Annotated in this window: 22 protein-coding genes; 5 read left to right on the plus strand and 17 right to left on the minus strand. The window is 36.9% G+C overall.

The window, feature by feature from the left end:
* Positions 1-4: 4 nt before the first annotated feature.
* Positions 5-481, minus strand: a complete 477-nt coding sequence (gene greA / locus APB85_RS03920; protein ID WP_057482999.1) for a transcription elongation factor GreA — start codon at positions 479-481, stop codon at positions 5-7.
* 116 nt (positions 482-597) lie between these two features.
* Here greA and APB85_RS03925 point away from each other — a divergent pair, with 116 nt between their 5' ends.
* A complete protein-coding gene (locus tag APB85_RS03925; protein WP_057482844.1) occupies positions 598-1,032 on the plus strand; it encodes a Rieske (2Fe-2S) protein in 435 nt (144 codons plus the stop codon).
* 47 nt (positions 1,033-1,079) lie between these two features.
* On the opposite strand, the gene APB85_RS03930 is transcribed toward APB85_RS03925, so the two are convergent.
* The gene (locus tag APB85_RS03930) at positions 1,080-3,461 is read right to left on the minus strand and encodes a TonB-dependent receptor (RefSeq protein ID WP_057482843.1); all 2,382 of its coding nucleotides are present in this window, start codon (positions 3,459-3,461) and stop codon (positions 1,080-1,082) included.
* A gap of 384 nt (positions 3,462-3,845) precedes the next feature.
* On the opposite strand from APB85_RS03930, the gene APB85_RS03935 reads away from it, so the two are divergent.
* The gene (locus APB85_RS03935) at positions 3,846-6,263 is read left to right on the plus strand and encodes a hybrid sensor histidine kinase/response regulator (protein ID WP_057482842.1); all 2,418 of its coding nucleotides are present in this window, start codon (positions 3,846-3,848) and stop codon (positions 6,261-6,263) included.
* On the opposite strand, the gene APB85_RS03940 is transcribed toward APB85_RS03935, so the two are convergent.
* From APB85_RS03940 to APB85_RS03980, 9 genes are all read right to left on the minus strand, one after another.
* Positions 6,253-7,608 carry a sigma-54-dependent transcriptional regulator gene (locus APB85_RS03940; protein ID WP_057482841.1) on the minus strand — a complete coding sequence of 452 codons (1,356 nt, stop codon included), beginning with the start codon at positions 7,606-7,608 and terminating at the stop codon, positions 6,253-6,255. The two genes, APB85_RS03935 and APB85_RS03940, sit on opposite strands and share 11 nt — an antisense overlap.
* A 408-nt stretch (positions 7,609-8,016) precedes the next feature.
* A complete protein-coding gene (locus APB85_RS03945; RefSeq protein WP_057482840.1) occupies positions 8,017-8,358 on the minus strand; it encodes a hypothetical protein in 342 nt (113 codons plus the stop codon).
* 441 nt (positions 8,359-8,799) lie between these two features.
* On the minus strand, positions 8,800-9,201 hold the full coding sequence (gene arfB / locus APB85_RS03950) for an alternative ribosome rescue aminoacyl-tRNA hydrolase ArfB (RefSeq protein WP_057482839.1): 402 nt from the start codon (positions 9,199-9,201) through the stop codon (positions 8,800-8,802).
* Positions 9,202-9,207: 6 nt separating this feature from the next.
* A complete protein-coding gene (locus tag APB85_RS03955; protein ID WP_057482838.1) occupies positions 9,208-10,761 on the minus strand; it encodes a DUF4301 family protein in 1,554 nt (517 codons plus the stop codon).
* 2 nt (positions 10,762-10,763) lie between these two features.
* Positions 10,764-11,330: an AAA family ATPase gene (locus APB85_RS03960; protein WP_057482837.1), complete on the minus strand. Its 567-nt coding sequence runs from the start codon at positions 11,328-11,330 to the stop codon at positions 10,764-10,766.
* Complete coding sequence (pnuC, locus tag APB85_RS03965) at positions 11,291-11,923, minus strand: nicotinamide riboside transporter PnuC (RefSeq protein WP_057482836.1); 633 nt, start codon at positions 11,921-11,923, stop codon at positions 11,291-11,293. The genes APB85_RS03960 and pnuC overlap by 40 nt, the downstream gene beginning before the upstream one ends.
* Complete coding sequence (locus APB85_RS03970; RefSeq protein WP_057482998.1) at positions 11,907-12,167, minus strand: YkoF family thiamine/hydroxymethylpyrimidine-binding protein; 261 nt, start codon at positions 12,165-12,167, stop codon at positions 11,907-11,909. Before APB85_RS03970 ends, pnuC begins: the two co-directional genes overlap by 17 nt.
* A 303-nt stretch (positions 12,168-12,470) precedes the next feature.
* Positions 12,471-13,163: a phosphoglycerol geranylgeranyltransferase gene (locus APB85_RS03975; protein ID WP_057482835.1), complete on the minus strand. Its 693-nt coding sequence runs from the start codon at positions 13,161-13,163 to the stop codon at positions 12,471-12,473.
* Entirely contained in the window at positions 13,163-13,810 is a 648-nt protein-coding gene (locus APB85_RS03980; protein WP_057482834.1) for a 4'-phosphopantetheinyl transferase family protein, read from the minus strand. The genes APB85_RS03975 and APB85_RS03980 overlap by 1 nt, the downstream gene beginning before the upstream one ends.
* A gap of 66 nt (positions 13,811-13,876) precedes the next feature.
* Here APB85_RS03980 and ahcY point away from each other — a divergent pair, with 66 nt between their 5' ends.
* The gene (gene ahcY / locus APB85_RS03985; RefSeq protein ID WP_057482833.1) at positions 13,877-15,193 is read left to right on the plus strand and encodes an adenosylhomocysteinase; all 1,317 of its coding nucleotides are present in this window, start codon (positions 13,877-13,879) and stop codon (positions 15,191-15,193) included.
* A 169-nt stretch (positions 15,194-15,362) separates the two neighbouring features.
* Here the strand turns inward: ahcY and APB85_RS03990 are convergent, their stop codons facing one another.
* The 4 genes from APB85_RS03990 to APB85_RS04005 all read right to left on the minus strand — a co-directional run bounded on the left by APB85_RS03990 (position 15,363) and on the right by APB85_RS04005 (position 17,167).
* Positions 15,363-15,710 carry a putative signal transducing protein gene (locus tag APB85_RS03990; protein WP_057482832.1) on the minus strand — a complete coding sequence of 116 codons (348 nt, stop codon included), beginning with the start codon at positions 15,708-15,710 and terminating at the stop codon, positions 15,363-15,365.
* Positions 15,711-15,820: 110 nt separating this feature from the next.
* Positions 15,821-16,081 carry a 50S ribosomal protein L27 gene (gene rpmA, locus APB85_RS03995; RefSeq protein ID WP_037317616.1) on the minus strand — a complete coding sequence of 87 codons (261 nt, stop codon included), beginning with the start codon at positions 16,079-16,081 and terminating at the stop codon, positions 15,821-15,823.
* A gap of 28 nt (positions 16,082-16,109) precedes the next feature.
* The gene (gene rplU / locus APB85_RS04000; protein ID WP_057482831.1) at positions 16,110-16,601 is read right to left on the minus strand and encodes a 50S ribosomal protein L21; all 492 of its coding nucleotides are present in this window, start codon (positions 16,599-16,601) and stop codon (positions 16,110-16,112) included.
* A 101-nt stretch (positions 16,602-16,702) separates the two neighbouring features.
* Positions 16,703-17,167 (minus strand): DUF4199 domain-containing protein, encoded by a 465-nt coding sequence (locus APB85_RS04005; protein ID WP_057482830.1) that lies wholly within the window; start codon positions 17,165-17,167, stop codon positions 16,703-16,705.
* A gap of 185 nt (positions 17,168-17,352) precedes the next feature.
* Between APB85_RS04005 and APB85_RS04010 the strand changes: the two genes are divergently transcribed.
* The gene (locus APB85_RS04010; RefSeq protein ID WP_057482829.1) at positions 17,353-18,684 is read left to right on the plus strand and encodes a M16 family metallopeptidase; all 1,332 of its coding nucleotides are present in this window, start codon (positions 17,353-17,355) and stop codon (positions 18,682-18,684) included.
* 17 nt (positions 18,685-18,701) lie between these two features.
* Positions 18,702-20,762, plus strand: coding sequence for a M16 family metallopeptidase (locus APB85_RS04015; RefSeq protein ID WP_057482828.1), 2,061 nt, complete (start codon positions 18,702-18,704; stop codon positions 20,760-20,762).
* A 123-nt stretch (positions 20,763-20,885) separates the two neighbouring features.
* Here APB85_RS04015 and APB85_RS04020 read toward each other — a convergent pair whose 3' ends face one another.
* Both APB85_RS04020 and gldD read right to left on the minus strand, forming a co-directional pair.
* Positions 20,886-21,791, minus strand: coding sequence for a DMT family transporter (locus APB85_RS04020; protein WP_057482827.1), 906 nt, complete (start codon positions 21,789-21,791; stop codon positions 20,886-20,888).
* Between the two features lie 247 nt (positions 21,792-22,038).
* Positions 22,039-22,602, minus strand: a complete 564-nt coding sequence (gene gldD / locus APB85_RS04025; RefSeq protein ID WP_057482826.1) for a gliding motility lipoprotein GldD — start codon at positions 22,600-22,602, stop codon at positions 22,039-22,041.
* Positions 22,603-22,604: the final 2 nt, after the last annotated feature.

Genomic DNA, 22,604 nt, shown 5'->3' on the forward strand with positions numbered 1-22,604 from the left:
GAACTTATTCTCTCCAGATCTTTAATATTTCAAATTTCATCGTTCCGCTAGGAACATTAATTTCTGCGGTATCACCAACTTTTTTACCCAGTAAACCTTTACCAATTGGAGAATCTACAGATATTTTACCTGTTTTTAGATCGGCTTCACTTTGGGCTACCAGTTTATATTCTACTTCAGCACCATTAGTTTGGTTCTTTATTTTTACGTGAGAGTGCACTAAAACTTTATCGGTATCTAATTGAGATTCGTCTATCACTCTTGCGTTAGCAACCACTTCTTCTAATTTAGAAATCTTCATTTCTAAAAGTCCCTGTGCTTCCTTAGCAGCATCATACTCGGCGTTCTCACTTAAATCTCCTTTATCCCGGGCTTCGGCAATAGCTTCAGAAGCTCTTGGCCGTTCTACATCACGTAATTGATTTAGCTCATCTTTCAATTTTTTTAGCCCCTCTTCAGTATAATAAGATACTTTGCTCATAACTTCATCGTTTATATAAATAGAAAAAATCCCATAGCGCGACGGGATTTGTTTAACAAATATAATAAATTTACGCCTTGAAAACAATAATAATATTTAGCGAAAAATTTGCCAATATGATGAAAAAAACTCTTGTTTTACTTCTATTTTCAGCAATTTTTAGCGCGTGCTCCACAAATGATGATAATTCGCTTAATAACCCCAACCTTATTAATTTGAATTTCAGGCTGCAACTAAATCTAGATTTCCCTGAATATAATGATCTTCAATTCCCAGGCAATAGCTTTGCAACCTATAACGAAGGTATACGTGGGGTTGTTGTATATAACATCAATAATTCACAATACACCGCTTTTGAATTAAGCGACCCTAATCATCCACCAAGTAATTGTTCTGCAATGACCGTTGAAGGCGTAGTTGCTACCTGTAATTGTGAAGATGGAAATTCTTATAATATTATTACAGGTGAATTACTGGAAGGTGAAGGCCAGTACTCTATGAAGCCATACCGCATTGAACGTCGCGGAAATACGATTGAGGTATATAATTAAAAACCTCTCCCCTCCCATTAAAAAGGAGGAGAAAGGTGACAAACAAATTAAAACTTCAAAGTAATTCCGGCTAAAAAGTTGGTAGTTGCTTGAGGATAGTAACCTGCTCCATCTAAAGTTTGTAAACCCGTTGAAGTATCTGGGTTTTCTACATCAAAAGTGTAGTAATAGCCATTAGATACATATTCTTCGCCAAATATATTATTGACCAAACCTGTAAATACCACTTCTTTAAATAAAGGCGCGTTTCTCCAGGTATACTGAACATTAAAATCGTTTACGAAATATGCATCTAACTTAGAGGTTTCGGCTTCAATATTGCTCATATATTGCTCTCCCACATATTTTGAAAGTAGGCTTAATTCCAAACCATTTACAGGCAGATAACTAATTCTATTACCACCCACTATTGAAGGAGAAAAAGAAATATCGGTATTCCCAAAATCAACCAGTTCACCATCCCAGGTAGCTACAAAATCGATATTCTTATTTTGGCTTAAAGCCAGGTTTGGCCTTAGCACTACTTTTTCTGAAAGTCTAATTATCGCATCTATTTCCAGACCTAAGCGATAACTATTTCCACTGTTTTCACGAATAAAAGAACCAACATCATCAATACCACCGGTGAGTACCAGCTGATTTTGATAATCCATATAATATAAATTGGTATTTAGCTGAACAGCTGTTGTATTAAGCCTCCAGCCCAATTCATAATCGTTTAGTTCTTCGTGTTCAGGATCACCGTTTTCATAATCACTTCTTCTTGGCTCTCTATTGGCGCGAGCATAAGAGAAATAAAATTGATTTTGATCGTTCAACACATAGGTTAATCCGGCTTTTGGATTGAAAAATGTGAAAGAATCATTTACCAGGAATTCATTACCTTCAGATAAAACTCCTTCGGTCTCATAATCTATAGTTCTGACTTGCATATCTAAATAACCGGCCAGTTTGTCTGAAATCGCATAAGTCGCTTTTCCGTATAGGTTAAAGTCAGTTTTTCTACCTACATTTTCATAGTATGGCTCATAAGGATCATTATTTCTAGCAAAACGGGTGTAAATAACTTCACCAAAATGATCACCAATGTATCGATTCCAGGCACCGCCAAAATTCACATCCCAATCTGCATCCTGATAATTTAAACCGAAAGTAGTTCCGTAGAAATCATTATCCAGCCATTTAGTGCCTACCAAATCTGAAGTAGAAACTTCTTCCCCATCAGCCTGAAAATTTTCCAATCCGAATTCATTTAAAGCAGCATCCTCTTCATATTCCTCGTAATAACCGCGGCCATAGGTATAATGAAAAGCAAGATTAGAAGACCAGTTTTTATTATACTCCTGGTTCCACAGTAATTGATAGTGATCTTGCTTGTAATTATCGGTTTGGTTTTCATAGAATTTAGTGTTTCCAGCCTCATCGGTATATACTCCCGCAGGGTTATAGGTTCGATCGTTTTCCAGGGTTTCTGCATCTATCCCGTACCAGGCCTGGTAAGTAGTTTCACTACCTCCAAATGTTATGGCCTTAACGAGTGTATTTTCGTCTACATAGGTTCCTTGTAGAAAGTAAGATTTTAAATCACTACTGGCCCTATCTATATAGCCATCACTTTTAATTTGCGAAGCACGGCCGGCAAATTCCCAATGATTGTCTATAAGTCCAGTACTGAATTTCACGGTATGCTTGTGCGTGTTAAAAGAACCGTAGCTATTGCCAATTTCTGCGTTTGCTTCTTCGCTGTAACCGTCGGTTAAGATATTTATACTGGCTCCAAAAGCACCGGCGCCATTTGTGGAAGTTCCCACCCCACGTTGCAACTGTAAATTTTCTACAGAAGATGCAAAGTCACCCAGGTTCACCCAAAAGGTTCCAAGGCTTTCAGCATCGTTATAGGGAATACCATTTATTGTTACATTGGTACTGGTGGGACCGCTTCCTCTCACCCTAATCCCGGTGTAACCCACGCCGGCACCGGCATCACTGGTAGTTACCACATTAGGCATATAATTCATTAACACAGGAATATCCTGGCCCAGGTTACGATCTTCAATTTCCTCATTACCAAGGTTACTATAAGTAATAGGAGATTTTGCGGTAACTCTTACCGAAGAAAGAAAAACCTCATCTAAAACTTCTTCAACATTAGCAAGGTCTACATTTAAGGTTTTGTCCTGATCAAGCTCTACCTCTAAACTTTTTTGATTCCCATAAGAAAATACAAGCTTATAAGTTCCTTCTTTAAGCTGGAGGCTATACCTCCCATTTTCATCGGTAGCTGTGCCCTCTCCAGATTCTACGGCATAAACTGCCACGCCTTCTACCGGCTTTTCGCCACGGGTTACTTTTCCCTGTACAATGTGTGTTTGAGCAACGGCTTGCAGTGAAATAAGGCAGAGGCCGATAAAAAATAATAAAGATTTCATTCGTAAGAAATTATTTACGAATAAAAGGGGCTATTATTCCTTGGTTAAAAATTAGATAAAAAAAAATCCTGAAATTGCCCACCGGTGTTTTGGCATTTTCAGGAGTACATACGTTGCGCATTTTGCGCGTGTCCCTTGGCAGCATTACCTGCCCAGGTTCTTTGGGTATGATCTCAGCCACAATTAAGTGGCACCCCTTTGAGATTTGCGGCAAATGTATAAGACTTTTATGAAAAAGCAATAATTTTTACGCCTATAATTTAGCCCCTCCAATTATTAGCTCGCCTCAGGCCTACAACCATTTCTCTTGCATAAAAATTCTAAGATCCGGGATAATGCGGTTTCATTTCGTTTAAATGGTGTAATTTTGGTGGTAATAATTTTATGCGAAACACAAAGCGCTCCATAACCTATAAAGTAATTGGCGGATATCTCCTGATAGCCGCACTGGCCGCTGTTGCCGTTTGGCTGGTATGGAACCAGGTTGTTGCTTTTAGTAAGGTTTCAGAGAACAACAATAACAATAACGAACAGCTTTTTATGCTGAGCGATATTACTACCAGCCTTTATGAAACTGAAAACTTAAGCAGGCAGCTTATTCAAACCGGAAATGAAGCTGATCTCGAGAAATACCAAAATCAAATAGATAGCATTCAGCTTGATATTCAGAGATTAAAAACCGGTTATGCAGATAGTTCAATGAAAAATGAACTGGATAGCATTAAAGAATTGCTATCTGAAAAGTCTACCAATCTCCAGGAACTATACGAACTAAGAGAACAACAACGTAATCAAAATTACTATTCCCAGGTTTTAAATGAATTAAAAAAAATAGATCCATCTTTTGAAGATTATAATTACCGCCAACGTTTTTCCAACCTGGAACCTCATCAACGTAGATTATTAATTAGATGGCTGGAATATTCACGAGAAGACAATGCTGAAAAACTCACCAACCGAACTGCAGACTCTATAATAGGTTCGGTTAGAAATGTATTAAGCGAGCTAGAAATTGCTAACCGACGGTTTCAAAATACCGTAGATAAAAAGGAGCAGGAATTCCTGGAAAATGATATGATTATTAACCAGCAATTAAGACGCTTGCTGGGGAAAATTGAACTGGAAGAACGGGAAGCCTCCATACAGCGAGCTAAAGTGTCCCAAAATATGATAGAAGAGAGCTCGCAAATATTCCTGATTGCAGGTATTGTGAGTTTCCTAATTATATTATTATCGCTAATTTTTATTATTAAAGATATCACTAAAAGTCAGCAATACAGGAGAGAATTAGAAGAAGCCAAAGATTTTGCTGAAACCCTGTTAAAAAGGCGGGAACAATTTATGGCCGCGATTACCCACGATTTAAGATCGCCATTAAATACGCTTATTGGCTATACAGATCTAATTGAAAAATCTTCCCTCAATACCAAGCAGTCTCATTATATGGACCAGGTAAAAAAATCGTCTAACTTCATTCTGCATTTAGTTAACGATCTCCTGGATCTTTCTAAACTGGAAGCCGGAAAAATGACGGTTAAAAAGCTACCGTTTAATCCTGCGAAACTTATAAAAGATACTGTTTACAACGCTTTACCGGCAACCAGAAATGAAAATGTAGCGATTGTTTTTGAAGCTTCAAAAGATGCAGACACACAAGTTCTTAGCGACCCTTTCAGGATCAAGCAAATAATTGCCAACCTCATCACCAATGCCTGTAAGTTTACTAAAGAAGGTGAAATTAAAGTCAATATTTACCTTAAGAAAGAAATTGAAGATAGTTACTGCCTTATTATTTCGGTAAAAGATACCGGAATTGGAATTTCTGAAGAAAAGCAAGAAGAGATTTTTGAGGAATTTTCACAGGAGAATACAAAAATAGAAAAAGCTTACGGCGGAACAGGGCTAGGACTCACTATTACCAAGAGTTTGACCGAATTATTAAAAGGTGAATTGAAACTGAAAAGCAAACAGGGCGAAGGTAGCGAGTTTACGGTTTTTCTTCCCGTTAGAAAACTTACTACTGAAGCAGCTAAAGTACCTGAAGTAGAAGCTACACCTGAATTACCTGATCTTTCCGGGAAAACCGCTCTTATTGTAGACGATGAACCTTCTCAGCTTTCGCTCACGGGCGAATTGCTTAAATCTATGGGAATGCAGTGTGATAGCGCATTGAACGGAAGCGACGCTCTTAAGAAATTGGAAAACAGAAAATATTCGCTGGTTTTAACCGATATACAAATGCCAGAAATGGATGGTTTTGACCTGATTAAAAATATCAGGAAAAAGTATAAAATTGGGGAATTACCCGTTATCGCTTTATCGGGTAGAACAGATGTTGATGCTGAAACATATAAACTCGCTGGATTCAACAAAAGTCTTTTAAAGCCTTATAAGCCCGGAAAATTGCAACAAAGTATTGCAGCTATTTTTAAACTTGAACTTAAAGAGAAAGTAAATAACAACCTTCAACATTCTAAAAACAATCATTACGATCTTCAGGATATTTATGATTTTTCGGCAGGAGATCAGGAAGCTGTGCAAACTATTTTAGAGGCGTTTATAGAAAGTTCCAGATCACAAATAGAGCTTATTGCTATTGCGCGTAAGAATAATGATGAAAAAGAAGTCGCAAGACTAGCCCATAAAATGGTACCAATGTTAAAGCAGATCAATGCGAAACATCTGGCGAGGCAGTTAGAAAGGCTTGAACAAAATGAAGCTTTTACTGATAAAGAATTTAATCAATTGAAAGCTGGAATTCTAAACTTAATGGAAGAACTGGAACAGGAAATTAAAGTTTAATATCGTACTGTTTTAGTTTATTGTAAAGTGTTTTACGATCTATAGAAAGTAATCTCGCAGCTTTACTTTTATTACCGCCGGCTTTCTCCAAAGCGTCTAAAATTAGTTGTTCCTCATTCTTATTTTTAAAAAGCCCGTATTCGGTTTCTGTGTTAGAATGAGTAGCTGTTGCGATTTCGTGCGGAAGCACTTTAAGAGGTATCATTTCATCCTGTGTAAGCAAGGCGGCCCTTTTCACCATATTCTTTAACTCCCTTAAATTACCTGGCCAGTTATAGTTCTTAAAAGCTTCTATAGCACTTTCAGTAAAACCTATCACATTTTTTTCCAATTCAGTATTTGCTTCGTCGAGAAAATATTCTGCAAAAAGCATCAAATCTTCTTTCCGTTCTTTTAAAGCAGGAACTTTAATTGAAAATTCATTTAAACGATGATAAAGATCTTCTCTAAACTCGCCATCTTTTACAGCTTGTGCAAGATCTTCGTTTGTAGCGGTAATCACACGAATATCTACCTGTATTTCGTTATTACTGCCTACCGGTTTAATTTTTCTTTCCTGGAGGGCTCTTAATAATTGCACCTGAAGTTCATAACTAAGGTTACCAATCTCATCGAGAAAAAGGGTACCTCCATTGGCTGCTTCAAAATGTCCTGTTTTATCATTTATCGCCCCGGTAAAAGAACCTTTTAAATGACCAAAAAATTCACTGGAAGCTAATTCACGAGGGATTGCCCCGCAATCTACGGCTATAAATGGAGCACCGGCCCGCTTACTTTGTTGGTGAATACTTTTTGCTACCTGCTCTTTACCTGTTCCGCTTTCACCCATAATTAAAACGGACATATTTGTAGGCGCAACAAGCTCAATATAATCGCTTAATTTTATCGCCGCTTCACTAACTCCTTTTACAAAACTGGTTTCCTGACCTGAAGCAGGCTTTTGTGTTTTTTTAGCTTGTGTTGGTGCGCTGGGTTGTTGTACTTGGGTATGGGTTAAAGCATTTTCTATGGTTTGCAAAATAGACTCAGGCCTAAATGGTTTAGAAACATAGTCAAAAGCTCCTATTTTCATCGCCTCTACCGCCATACTAATTTCGGCATAGCTAGTCATGATGATGACCTGGGTGTCGGCATTTTCAGCTTTCACCTCTTTTAAAATATCAAGTCCGCTGGTATCGGGTAACCTAACATCAGAAAGAATTAGGTTAAATGAGTTTTCTTTTAACTTTTTAAAAGCTTCTGCTCCAGAAAAAACCAATTCAACCTCATAGTCGCGCTTGATTAGGAAAGTTTTCAGCATAGTTCCAAAAGGAACATCATCTTCAACTATAAGAATTTTTGTCATTGATTTTTAATTTAACCGTCTTGCAAATTTAACAATCTAAATTTCATTGAGTTTAAAAATAAGTATAAAAAAAGAGACCCCGTGAAAGGTCTCTCTTCAATGACAATCTAAATTATTTATTAATGTGTCATTGGGTGGTATCCATTTTCCAAACTGCAAAAGTACAATCTGCATAAAATTCCTTCATCAACTTAATTGGTTAAAAAGTGTTAGTTAGTAAGCCAAAAGGCATTTTAACCTTTTAAGTTGTACACATGATCTCTGTTACTTTTTGCTTTAAATCTGGTGCCGAAGGAGTTGGTTTCTCTTAAATTCCGGCTGTTAGTTTAAAAAATTTCCGTTGAACTTTTTTGGTAGGGCAAATAAATTCAACGGAAATTATTGGTTAGTTAAAGTTGGAGTAGTAAACTATTTATCCTCTTTCTCGATCCAATTTCCTTCACTGTCTATATAGGCCTTTTTCTTTTCCCCATCTACATTAAGCGCCAATTTATAAACGTTTTTACCATCTTCCTCTTTTACCCATGCTTCTTCGGCAACGGCACCGTTCATATCGGTCATTACCGCATCTTTTATTGCTTGGGGCAAGGCTAAAACGTCAAGCTTTTTGAAATCATCTTTTACTTCCTGAACCTCTTCTACGGCTTCAGTTTGCTCCATTTCTTCAGGTTCTTCTTCCTGCGCTTGCGCATTTTGACTGAACAAAAACATTCCTGCAGCGGCCATTAAAGTTATTCCTAGCTTTTTCATAATAATAAAGTTTTAAGTTATGTGGTTTAAATCTGATAAATAATATGGAATAATTATACCAAACCTTCAACATCACAAGTATTCAACTGAAAAACAAGTACTTAGGAGGAATTCAAAAATCTTATTGGGAAACTATTATGTAGAAAACCCCATTTTTTAAGAGAAAATTATGTAGAAATGTAGATTCGCAAAACCTTAGAAACAAAAAAAGAGACCCTAAGGTCTCTTTTTCTCCGAAAATCTAAATTATACAACAGTATCTTAAGCTGCTATATTTAATATTAATTTAGCGATTAAAACACATAAAAAATTATACCAGTAAAATCCTGTATTTTTAAGCATTTGAAAATAAACACCTTAAGAAATTTTCTATTTCCCTTCGCTTAAATAGCTACAAAAAGAAGGGTGCTTTTTCTACACTTGTGTAGAAAATCACCTCACTTATTTTAAAGGATCGTTTCTTCTGGCTTTTTTCTCTGCGTTGATTTTCTTCGCTTTTAAGCGTTTTAATTTTGCCGCCTTGCTGGGTTTAGTTTTCTTCCGAGGTTTAGGCTTTTTAATATTTTCTCTAAGTAGTTCAAGAAACTTAGCTATAACGAGTGCCTTGTTTTTATGCTGACTTCTGCTTTCTTCACTCTGTAAAATTAAAAGATGGTCTTTGGTGATCCGGGAAGCCAGTTTATTGAGAATTCGCGATTTTTCTTCTTCTGAAAGTCCTTCTGAAGCTTCCACATCAAAATAAAGTTCAACCTTAGAAGAAGTTTTATTAACGTGTTGTCCACCGGCACCCGAACTTCGCACGGCTTTAAAACTAAGTTCCCGTGTTATTTGCGCTTCATCCAAAACAAATTATTTGGGTTGGTGAGAAGGTTTTAAAAGATCGGCTACGGTCTTAACCGGGTTAAAAGTCTCTACCGGAACTTCTACAAAAACAGTATTCCAGTAGGCCATCCCGCCGTTCCATAAACCTGGTCGCTCTAAGGCTTTTAGAGGTTTACCATCTTTAGTTTTATTAGCGATAAAGCTCATATTTTCGTCTACGTATTGATTAAGATCAAAACTTTCACCTTTGTGATTTTTTAGACTACAGGCAATATCTACAGGATTAAAGTGAGTAGAATTATTAAGAATTTCTAATTGCTCTGTATTGTCATTATCTATTTGTGCACCTTCAATTATTTGCAACGAGATTTCGCCATCTTCATTCTTAACGAGGAAAGGTCCGCCTCCGGGTTCTCCTTCATTTTTAACCATTCCACATACTCTTAGTGGGCGGTCTAGCTTTTTACATAAATATTGGGATTTTTCTTCGCCTGTAAATTTAGCAAAGGAAGAAGTGATCTTTACAAAAAGTTCATCTTCCAGAAAGCCAGCGATCTCATCAAGTTTTGCTTCAGAATTATTGCCGGCATCTAGAGCTTTCATGTATTCAAAAACCTGCTTTTGTAGTGTAATGAGCTTTCCACCAAGCATTCTCTTCATCTCCACCACTTTTTGAAGATTGGAGGCAACAACTACATTATCTATATTTTTAAGAAAAATAAGATCTGCGTCCTGTTGATTGAGGTTTTCTATTAAAGCACCATGGCCACCGGGTCTAAAAAACATTCTATCATTTTCATCCCTAAATGGTTTATTTTCATCATCTACCGCAATAGTATCGGTTTTTGGATCCTGATAAGAGTAAGAAATTTCGAATTTCGTAAGGGTAGCTTCCTCTACTCTTCCCCTGATATTTTCAAACTCTTTTTCAAACTTTTCTTTATCACCTTCAGCGACCGTAAAATGCAATTTTGTTACTCCATTTATCGAAAGATATTTGGCGGCACTATGCAAGTGTTCTTCGAAAGCAGTCGCGGTGAAATCCTTATAAGCATGAAAAGGAACCAATCCTTTTGGTAAATCGCTTAAACCAAGTCCGTTTTCATACAACATGGTCTTCACCAAAATTAGTTGCTGTTCGTCATTAGATTTATTTGAAAAATCAGGATGGTTATCGTTTGCTTTTTTGTAGGCTCGCTCATAAAATGGCAGCTTTTCTATTTCTTCAAAAAACAACTGTAGATTTTTGTTTTCCTTACTATCTAAATAATCCCTTAAGCTTGCCTTTTCAGGATCAAACTCATTCGCAAAATTGTGGAATGCTTTAAACATTCTTGTTGCCGCGCCTGAAGCAGGAACAAATTTCAAAAGATTCAGCTGCTCTTTTTTACCTTCAAAAGTTTTAATAAACTTCTTTTGCTCTTCAGCATTATAAGCAAATATCCCGTTACCCAGTGTTGCTGCCTGTTGTATATCTACTTTTATATTTCCTCTTTCAAATATTTGAATTTGTCTTTCAACTTCCTGAGTTGATAATCCTTTTTCTTCAATCTGCAAAATGTCTATTTCGCTAAACTCCACGTCTATTTATTTTTTAAAAGTTCGTCTATTTCCTCTATCGCAATATTAAAACGATCTATAAGATCGCCTTTCAAAACAACATAAGGCTTTTGATGTTTTATAAGCTCTTCTTCAAAGCGTTTGAACATCCCTTTTCGATCTTCCGGTTTATCCCGAAGATCATCAGGGGTCCAGGGAACGTCAATATACGTTAAAAAGTACAAATCGTATTGATTGTTTAACGCATGTTTAAGAAGTTGAGCATCACAAAAACCATCGTAATAAGCCTCTGAATAGACTTTTAGCTCTAAAAGGTTAGTGTCGCTAATTAGGAGATTATTAGCTTTTTCGGCCAACATATTTTCACGTTTCATTTGGCCTTCAGCAATAGGAATCATGTCTTTTGGTTCACAAATCTTTTTTTCTTTATCCCATTTTTCCTGAAGATATTCCCGCATATATTCTTCTACCCAAAAAGTATTATAATGGGTCGCAAGCATTTGTGCCAGGCTGGTCTTTCCTGTAGATTCAGGTCCAAATAGAACTATTTTTATGAGGGACGAAGGTCGTTGCGCAAGTTTTTCTGCCATGCTTTATAGCCGTAAATAGCGATTATAGTAAATACAAAATATTGAAGTGCCGTTAAGGTAAGGCCTTTATAGAAATAAAGCGGAACCGAAATGATATCTCCAATAATCCAAAATATCCAGTTTTCAATCTTTCTTTTAGCCATTTGCCACATTCCTACAAAGAAAATTGCCGTGGTAAAGGTGTCTACGTAGGCAGTCCAATTAGTCCACTTATCAAAATACTCATAAACGGCGAATACAAAAAGTAAGGTCGCAATAAAGATAAACAGGCTTTGCCAGTTTTCCTTCTTTGTAGTATTGGTTATAGGCGTAAAATGCTCGGCATCTACTTTTCGCGTCCAAATATACCAGCCGTAGATACTCATAGAGAAATAATAAGCATTAATCATCATATCACCCAAAAGTTCCCATTGCCAAAGCAGGTAAACAAAAATCGTAGTGCTTATAATCCCGGTAGGATAAACCAGAATATTGTTTTGCTTGGAATAGAGTACCGAAAGAAAACCAAAGATTACCGCAATTACTTCAAGAATGATAAATAAAGTTGGATACCCGTAATATTGATCAAAGAAAAAATCAAAAATCGGCTGCATAGTCGCTTCGGTCAGATTTTACAATTTTCATATAAATGAGTCCGCGGTCTATAGCCTCAAAAGCATCTTTTATTTCTGAATTCAATAAATTCATCACCTCATCATAATCTCCATAAACCTGAGTACTTAGCGGATTTTCTTTTACCGTTAAGCCTGAAGCTCGCAATTTTTTGATGAAATTGATGATTTTTGGTTCAAAATCGTCCTGCAACGGACTTAAGGTTAATTCTACTGAAATTTTCATTTTCATTGGATTTAGGCCACGAGTAAACGAATAATATGTTTACCCAGGCAAGCCAAATTTAAATATTTGAAATTGGTATTGTGGTGACTTAAACTAACAATTTATGAGTTTTTACTTTTGCTCCCCTCCTTTTGAAGGAGGGGAATGAATTCCGATTTTTCGGAAGAAAGGGGTGGTAACAAATATTAGAAACAGAAAATCTAAAGCAATTATCAAGAAAACCCCTCCGACTTTTCCGATACAAAAGCGTAAAAGCCACCTATCCTTAAAAAGGGAGGAGCTTTAATGGTTTTTTATTAAATATCAATTTTCAAATTGTGTTCCCATTACAATCATATCAGCTCCAGCTTTATAGGCTTTTTCCTGTTGTTCTAAACTTCTAATTCCGCCACCTACTATCAAAGGAATATTTATCGCCTTTTTTACTTCGGCAATAATTTCTTCTGAAACCGGAAAATCAGCACCACTTCCTGCTTCCAGGTAAATAAGTTTTTTCCCCAGAAATTGACCGGCAAGTGCGGTATTTACGACTGAAGTTACTTCAGATTGCGGAATTGGCTTTGTCCCGCTTACGCGCTGTACAGCGCATTCTTTCCCACCCTCAATTAGAATATAAGCCGTTGGAATAATTTCCAGTTTGCTATTCTTTAATTTTTCTACAGATTTCACCTGTTGTTCTATTAAGTACTCAGGATTTCTTCCGGAAAGGAGGCTTAAAAAAAGTAATGCATCTGCTGTTTCTGTAATTTGTGAATAATCTCCCGGAAACAGAATAACCGGTAAATCGGTTTCAGCTTTAATCGCTTTTACGGTTTTTTCGGTTTTAAAATTTTCTACCGTGCTACCGCCTACAAAAATATGTGTAGTTTGTTTTGGTAATTTTTTCAGGTATAATTTTGTTTCCGCTTCTATAAATTTATCGGGATCTATTAAAATGGCGAGTAGTTTTCTTCCATTGGTCGCAGCCTGGAAAATTTCAGCATAAAATTTCCGCATTAGCCCTGGACTTTTTTCGAGTCTTCCCAGCCATACACGCAGGTAAAACCTTCAAATTCCAGGAATTTCATTTCATAAAAAGATTCCCTTCCTTTAAAATTCACTTTTGCTGTAGTTTCGGCATCATCAAAATCAAAATCGGTCACATTAATATGCTGCAAAAACCCAAGCCCGGGTTCGGCATACATTTTATAAATAGATTCTTTAGCGCCCCAAACGATGGTAAGTTTTCTTATTAAAGCTTCTTCATTGGCTACCGTATGATACTCGCTTAAAGGGGTAAATTTACTGGCTATTTTAAGGATCTTATCCCGGCGTTTTTCAATATCTATTCCCACTTTTCCATCGCTTAAAATAATAGCCGTAAAATTAAAAGAATGCGTAATAGAAATATTACTTCCGTTTTTTAAGTGTGGTTTTCCAAGATCATCATAAAACAAATCGTGATCTACATAACCCGCTTCGGCCATTAAATGACGGATACTCATAAAACCACGGCGGTGAATTTCAGATTTCATTCCGCTTACTCGATTTTGGCAATGCTCGGTAAGCTCAATCCCCCGACTTAAATCTTCAAAAGACTCTTCTACCTTCCAAATGAAGACTTTAGTGTGCGGGTTTACTGTTATTGTTTTGTAAAGTGGCATGTAGGTTTGTTAAAGATTCCTTATTTTTGCGCAAGAAAAAAATTGCTAATATTCAAATATAATAATATGTCGACTAAAACAGTGCCGCATACCGCTTATAAAGTTAAGGATATTTCCCTGGCCGACTGGGGAAGAAAAGAAATTGAACTTGCCGAATCTGAGATGCCAGGTCTAATGGCACTTCGCGAAGAATACAAGAACGAACAACCACTAAAAGGAGCCAGAATTGCAGGATGTCTTCACATGACTGTGCAAACCGCTGTGCTTATTGAAACCCTGGTTTCTCTTGGTGCAGATGTTACCTGGAGCTCATGTAATATTTTCTCTACACAAGATCACGCTGCCGCTGCAATTGCTGCTGCAGGAATTCCGGTTTATGCCTGGAAAGGAATGACCGAAGAGGAATTTAACTGGTGTATAGAACAAACTTTATTTTTTGGCGAAGAACGCGAACCATTGAATATGATTCTTGATGATGGTGGCGATCTTACCAATATGGTTTTTGATAAGTACCCAGAGCTTGCTGAAGGTATCCGTGGACTGTCAGAAGAAACCACTACTGGTGTTCACAGACTTTATGAAAGAATGAAAAACGGAACTTTGGTGATGCCCGCAATTAACGTAAATGACTCGGTTACCAAATCTAAATTTGACAACAAATACGGATGTCGCGAAAGTGCTGTTGATGCTATTCGCCGTGCAACTGATATTATGCTTGCTGGAAAACGCGTAGTAGTTTGTGGTTATGGAGACGTTGGTAAAGGTACTGCTGCTTCATTTAAAGGCGCCGGATCTATTGTGACTGTTACTGAAATTGATCCTATTTGCGCATTACAAGCTGCAATGGACGGTTTTGAAGTAAAAAAATTAGAAACTGTTTTACCTAAGGCTGATATTGTAATTACCACTACCGGAAACAAGGATATTGTTCGTGGAGAGCATTTTGAAGCGATGAAAGACAAAACTATTGTTTGTAATATTGGGCATTTTGATAACGAAATTGATGTTGCCTGGTTAAACAACAATCACGGTGATTCTAAAGACGAAATCAAGCCACAGGTAGATAAATATACTATTAACGGAAAAGACATTATTCTTTTAGCCGAAGGTCGTTTAGTAAACCTTGGTTGCGCTACCGGTCACCCAAGTTTTGTAATGAGTAACTCGTTTACCAACCAGACCTTAGCGCAAATTGAACTTTGGAAAAATTCTGATAAGTATAAAAATGAAGTTTATATGCTTCCGAAGCATTTAGATGAAAAGGTTGCCAAACTTCACCTTGAAAAAATTGGAGTAGAATTAACTGAACTTAAAGATTATCAGGCTAAATATATTGGCGTGGAAGTAAAAGGCCCATACAAGCCGGAATACTACAGATACTAACAATATCATTTCCGCGCTTCGACTATGCTCAGCATAAACTACGGCGGAAATCTATATGTATAAATAAAAAGACCTCACAGTTGTAGAAACTTGTGAGGTCTTTTTTATTTATTATACGTCATCCTGAACTTGTTTCAGGATCTAAGCAAGGTTTAAACAAAAATCATTTCTAATTCCCGCTCATGAACCAGATAAAAAAAATAATAGCAACAAGCACCACGAGAGCAGCAAGTAGCACAAAGACCCATTTTCCCACCTGAGGTCTTCTTCTTTCCGGTTTCGAAATATTATGAGACTGGCCTAAAAACCCACTTCTTTTAATGATTTCGGTAGCTCTCTCCCGCTCACTTTCCTCAACTTCTATTCGCATCCCGTCGTTTCCTAAACCACCAATATTTGCCGCATTATCCATAGCTTCCCCGTGAGTTCTATAAGTTATGTTCTCATTGTCAAAAAGGTTTTTGAGGATAGCAAGCTCATGGCGATCTGATGTGCGAAAAACATCTATATAATTCATAATATAAATCTTTAAGTCTAAATTAAAGATACAAAAAAACCCCTTCCGAAATTCGGAAGGGGTTTTTATATAATTCTAGAAGTTTCTTTTCCCAGTAAAGGGTAAGGACTCTATGCTTCAAACGGTTCTATAGAAACGTAAGATTTATTGTTCTTTGTTTTAGAGAATTTCACAAGACCGTCAACTTTAGCGTGTAAAGTATGATCTTTTCCTGCATACACATTCTCACCTGGATTGTGCGCAGTTCCTCTTTGTCTAACAATGATGTTTCCTGCTACGGCAGCTTGACCGCCAAAGATCTTCACACCTAAGCGTTTCGATTCTGACTCTCTACCGTTCTTGGAACTACCGACTCCTTTTTTGTGTGCCATTTTACTTTAGTTTTAAGTAGATTAATATTTAACTTAAAGCTTCAATTAATTCAGCTTTCTTCATAGAAGAATAGCCTTCAAGACCTTTCTCCTTAGCCATCTCTTTCAATTCAGCTACGGTGTACTGATTTAAATCTTCCGATTTTTTATCAGATTTGGTTTCTTTAGGTGCTTCCTCTTTTTTAGCTGAAGCAGCTTTCTTTCCACCTTTTACATCGATGCTTTCAATTACGATCTCGGTTAAAGCCTGACGGTGACCGTTTTTCTTCTTGTAACCTTTACGTCTTTTCTTTTTGAAAACGATTACTTTGTCTCCTTTAAGGTGACGGGTGATTTTTGCTCCTACAAGAGCACCATCTATAGCCGGGGCGCCTAGGTTTATGTTGTCTCCGTCTCCGGTAAGAAGAACTTTGTCAAAAGAAACGCTGTCTCCTTCTTCTCCGCTTAGACGGTTAACAAACACCTTCTGGTCTTTTGCAACTTTAAATTGCTGCCCTGCTATCTCTACAATTGCATACATAGTGTTGTGATTAATTAATTTATGCTAAAAATTACGCTTACTTTTTCGCAAGCGGGTGCAAATATACTTCTAATTAATTAATTCACAAAGCCTAAAAAGATTTAATAGGTGTGTTGCTGCCCTTCCTTAGTATTCCACGAATCTTTAAACAGTTGCATATAGGCTAAAGTAAGCACCAGACTGGTGGCAAAACCCATTACAGCTACCACAAAAAGCACAATACCTATCTCTGTACCATAATCTGTGCGCCACATATTTATAAGATTACCCAGGAAATCTGGGTTTAGTTCTGTAGCATAAAAAGCAAAGAATATAGTAAAAACTATAGTCGCGTTAAACCCCGTAAGCAGGCTCGCCATAAAACCTTTCTGATATTTAAACTTTGCTCCCTTAGAATTTCGGTAAGCTTTTAAAGCTAACCACATTCCTGCTGCCATGATCACCCCGTTAAATAAACTAAACAACGGGTAGATATGTACATTAAAAAGAGATAATATTAAAAAATAAGCAATTAGCCCTACTGCGATTAAAAGTCCATATTTAATTGGAACACTAAAATTCTTCATAGCTGTGGTTGGTGTTTTTATTTAGTAAATTTCTAAAAAATGTGTCGGTTTTTAGCTTAATAGCTTGTTAATTTTGACACTTTTCGCACAATCACAATAATTTCTTCATTTTCCTGAAGCTATCTTGTAACAAAATACGACTTTCAATTACTAATCCCATGCATTAATGAAAAATCTATTTAAAAATGATTAAAAACTTAAAGATGGCTGCCCTTGCATTAGTTTGCAGCGCAGCAGGAATTGCCCAGGAGGTAGAATTTACCGAATACAACCTGGACAACGGATTACACGTTATTTTACACCAGGACAACACAGCCCCAGTAGCTACCGTTGGAGTGATGTACCACGTAGGTGCTAAAGATGAACAGGAAGGCCGATCTGGCTTTGCGCATTTTTTTGAACACCTTTTGTTTGAAGGTACCGAGAATATTGAGCGCGGAAAATGGTTCGATATCGTTGCCGCTAATGGTGGCAGCAATAATGCCAACACCACACAAGATCGCACCTATTATTACGAGACTTTCCCTTCTAACAACCTTGAACTAGGTTTATGGATGGAGTCTGAAAGAATGCTTCACCCGGTTATCAACGAGGTAGGTGTAGAAACTCAAAACGAGGTTGTAAAGGAAGAAAAGCGCTCTCGTATTGATAACGCTCCTTATGGAAAGATTATTTATTCTACCGGTATCAACAAATATGTTTTTGATAAGCATCCTTACAAAAACTCAGTTATTGGTACTATGGAAGACCTTGATGCGGCAGAGCTGGACGAGTTTAAAGCTTTCTTCGATAAATATTATGGACCAAACAACGCTACTTTAGTAGTTGCCGGTGATATAGAAATTGATGAAACTAAAGAAATGATCGAGAAGTATTTTGCTGAAATTCCTGAAGGAAATGAAGTAGAAAGAGTTTCTATTGAAGAAGAACCAATTACTGAAACTATTACAGCTACAGAGTACGACAGTAATATTCAAATTCCTGCAAAGTTATTTGTTTACCGCACGCCTTCTATGGTAGAAAAAGATGCTTATATCCTTGATATGATCTCTTCTATTCTTACTGACGGAAGAAGCTCCAGAATGTACAAGAAAATGGTAGACGAAGAAAAAACCGCGCTTCAGGTATTAGCTTTCCCAAGATCTCAGGAAGATTACGGAACCTACGTTATGGGTGCTCTTGCTTTAGGAGAAACTCCACTTGATACATTAGCGGCTTCAATGGATGAAGAGATTGATAAACTTCAAAACGAGTTGATTTCAGAAAAAGAATATCAAAAACTTCAGAATAAATTTGAGAACCGTTTTGTGAATTCTAACAGCAGCATACAAGGTATCGCTTCTTCTTTGGCAACTTACAATGTTCTTTATGGAGATACAGATTTAATTAACGAAGAGATTGAAATCTATAGAAACATCACCAGAGAGGATATTAAAAGAGTTGCTAACGAATATCTTAACGAAAATCAACGTTTAGAATTAGATTACCTTCCAGAAAGCGAAAAGGAAAAGGAATAACATAAAATATATACAGAATGAAATTTAATATAATCACATTATTTATAGCTTGCTTTTTGACCACAGCGGCAATTGCGCAGGTAGACCGTTCTAAACAACCGGAACCGGGTCCGGCACCAAAGATCAATCTTGGCCAGCCAGATGAATTTACTTTAAATAACGGCTTAAAAGTTCTAGTGGTAGAGAACCATAAACTACCAAGAGTTTCTGCTTCTTTAATCATAGACAACAAACCTCACGCTGAAGAAAAACCTGCTACGGCTGCTTTGGTTTCTTCCCTACTAGGTACAGGAACCGAAAACATGTCTAAGGATGATTTTAACGAAGAGATAGACTTTTTGGGAGCAAATGTTAATTTTGGATCTGAAAGCGTTTACGCTAGTTCCCTTTCGAAGTTCTTCCCTAGAGTTATGGAACTTATGGCTGAAGGAGCTTTAAAACCAAAATTCACCCAGGAAGAGTTTGAAGCTGAAAAGAACAAGCAAATTGAAGGATTAAAATCTATTGATAAAGACGTAGGTTCTATCGCCAGCCGTGTAAGTGCTGCTTTAGCTTATGGAGCTAACCATCCCTATGGAGAATTTGCTACGGTAGAAAATACTGAAAAAGTTTCTTTAGAAGATGTAAAAGCTTTTTACAACAATTATTTCAAACCTGCCAATGCATATCTTGTTGTAGTTGGAGACGTTAAGACTTCTGAAGTAAAAAAACTAGCTGAGAAGAACTTTGGAAGCTGGGAAGCCGGTGCTCCAAAAGAGCAAGACTTACCTCAAGTAGCTAACGTGAATGAAACACAAATCAACTTAGTTGATATGCCAAACGCGGTACAAAGTGAGTTAAGACTTCAAAATACCATAGATTTAAAAATGGCAGATGAGGATTACTTCCCGGTATTGGTAGCAAACCAAATTCTTGGTGGTAGTTTTGGAAGTTATTTAAACATGAACCTTCGTGAAGACAAAGGTTATACTTACGGAGCCAGAACAAGCACGGGAGCAGACAAGTATGCTTCAAGATTTGTTGCACAGGCAAGCGTTAGAAACGCAGTAACCGATAGCGCAATTGTAGAATCTTTAAAAGAGATTAGAAGAATTAAAACCGAGCCTGTAGATGCTGAAATGTTGCAAAACGCTAAAAGCAAATTCGCCGGTGATTTCGTATTAAGGCTAGAACAACCTTCTACCATCGCTAATTATGCGCTTAATATTAAAACGAACGATCTTAGCGATGATTTCTATGAAATTTTTCTAGAGAAAATAAATGCAGTTACTGCAGATGATATTCAACGTGTAGCTAACAAATATTATCAAACCGATAATATGAGAATTGTAGTTGCAGGTAAAGCTTCAGAAATTGCTGAAAACCTTGAAAAAGTTGAATTTAACGGAAAAACTATCCCGGTTAAATATTACAACAAACTTGGTGAGGAAGTTGAAAAACCACAAGCTAAAGAAGTTGACGCTTCAGTAACCGTAGAAAAAGTTTACGAAAATTATATCGCAGCTATTGGTGGACGTGATGCTGTTGAAGAAATAGAAAGTGTAGTTATGAAAGCCGAAGCTAGTGTACAGGGAATGGCTTTAAACCTTACTATGAAAAGAACTATGGATGGTAAGCTAAACCTGGAAGTTGCTGTTGGTGGTAACGTAATGAGCAAACAGATTTTTGATGGTGAGACTGGCTTTGTAATGGCGCAAGGTCAAAAAATCCCTTACAACGAAGACCAAATTAAAACAGCTAAAATAGATGCTAATCCATTCCCGGAACTACAGGTTGGAGACGCAACTTTAGAAGGAATTGAAACTGTTGAAGGTACAGATGCTTATGTTGTTGCACTTAACGATAACTACAAAACTTACTACAACGTAGACAGTGGTTTAAAAATGCAAACTGTACAAACTGTATCTCAGGCTGGGCAAACAATGTCTATCCCTAAAGGATTCAGCGATTACCAGGAAGTAGAAGGAGTGAAATTTCCTTTTAAAATGACTCAGGCTGCAGGCCCACAAACTTTTGAATTTGATGTTACTGAAATCCTTGTTAACGAAGGAGTTTCAGCTGAAGATTTTGAAGAATAGTGATTTTTTGTTAATGTTAGAGAGAACCGGCCAGCAATGGTCGGTTCTTTTATTTTAAACCTAAATCCAAACAGCTTAAATAAAGATATAACCATCAGGTTTCACCAATACTAGAGGCTTAAATTATGTAGCCTGTTTTCTAAACTTAGAAAACACTTTTTTAGATCGGTTTACAATAAACACCCCTAGTAAGATTACAAAAGCTGAAATTAACTGCCAGGCACTAAAAACCTCACCATCTAAAATTCCCCAACCTAAAGCGACTACCGGAATAGTATAGGTTACAGAAGTAGTAAAAACCGGGTCTGAGATCTGCACCAGTTTATTAAAAATTATCATGGCCACTCCGGTTCCAATCACCCCTAAAATAGCAACATAGCCTATAGATTGTTGCAGTGCGATATTAGAAAGATCGCGTTCAAAGAATCCCGAAAAATATAAAATCACCAAAGTAGGCAATAGCAAAACAGTGAAACTTCCCGCTGCAATTGCTAGCGGACTAATATCACTCATATGGGTTTTAAGGATATTTACATTCATCGCATAACAAGAAGCAGCGATAATTATTAAAAGTGAATAAAGATAATTCTGATCTGGATTAATACTGGCACCACTTAAAATTAAACCGGCCGTACCTAAAAGACCAATTACGACTCCCAATATTTTATTCTGATTAAATACCGCCTTAAAAAATAAGGCTCCAAAAATAAGCGTCATTAAAGGCGTAGCAGCATTTAAAATAGAAGCAATAGCGCTGTCAATTTCGGTTTCCGCAAAAGAGAAAAGATAAACCGGAAAGAAGTTCCCCAGCAACCCCGATATCACCATCCATTTCCATTGCCTCTTCTTGATCTTCAAGATAGATCTAAACCCAATAAGAATAAGAAAAACAGCGGCAAAAATTATTCGGAATGACCCGACTTCTATGGCCGACAAACCTACCAGGCCCTTTTTAATAAGAATAAAGGAACTTCCCCAAACAATAGAAAGAATAACCAGGTAAACCCACTTTAATTTTTCCAAAGGCATATTTCTCGATTTTTAAGCTGCAAAAGTCGGTATTCCTTTAGAGCTGAAAAGAAAAGAAGCACTTAATTTTTAAATGATTTTGATTGAAGATCCTTCAAGACTTTTTTTCTTTATAATCTTAGTCTAATAGGCCAGGTAAAGCATCCTTAACACCATACTGAGCTCGTTTCAGCTTCTAACCTAGAATTATTCCAATCTCCGAAGAAATTCCGGTAGAGACCTTTAAAAAAGCTATAAGTATTATTATTTAATCTTTCCAGCGGAAGGTTTCAATCATATGCTTCATATCTTTTTTCAGATAATCGGCTGCAGGAATAATCGAATCGTAGTTGGGTTTGGTTCTAAAGTAAGCTGAAGCCGTCACAAAGTGATTCACACTATCGGTTAAGTAAAACTGTGCCTGGGAAGCCGCATCACCAGAAACCTCATAAAACATCCCATAAACATCCTGAACCTCATTTGTATAAACATCACCTTCAATAGCATCGGCTTTTATAGTATGTTGCAAAGGGAGTTTTTGCGCATCTGCTAATAAAGAATCCAGGTTATTATTAATTGGCTGATACGTTACAAATATGGTTCCGTTAAGTTCATTGTATTCCAGGTCTATCCAACAAGGAATATTATTTAGGGAAGCTTTAATTTCAGACAGGGTATTGATTTCAAAATTATATGGGCAATTAAGATTTGTAGGCTCGTATTTAGCTTCAGGATAATTGAGAGATAAAAAGGCGCGCGGCTTTGGTGTTGCCGCATCTTCCCCGCAACCCATAAGCATCAACAATACTAAGACAAATGCATATTTCCTCATAA

It is taken from the genome of Salegentibacter mishustinae (assembly GCF_002900095.1).
Lineage (GTDB): Bacteria > Bacteroidota > Bacteroidia > Flavobacteriales > Flavobacteriaceae > Salegentibacter > Salegentibacter mishustinae.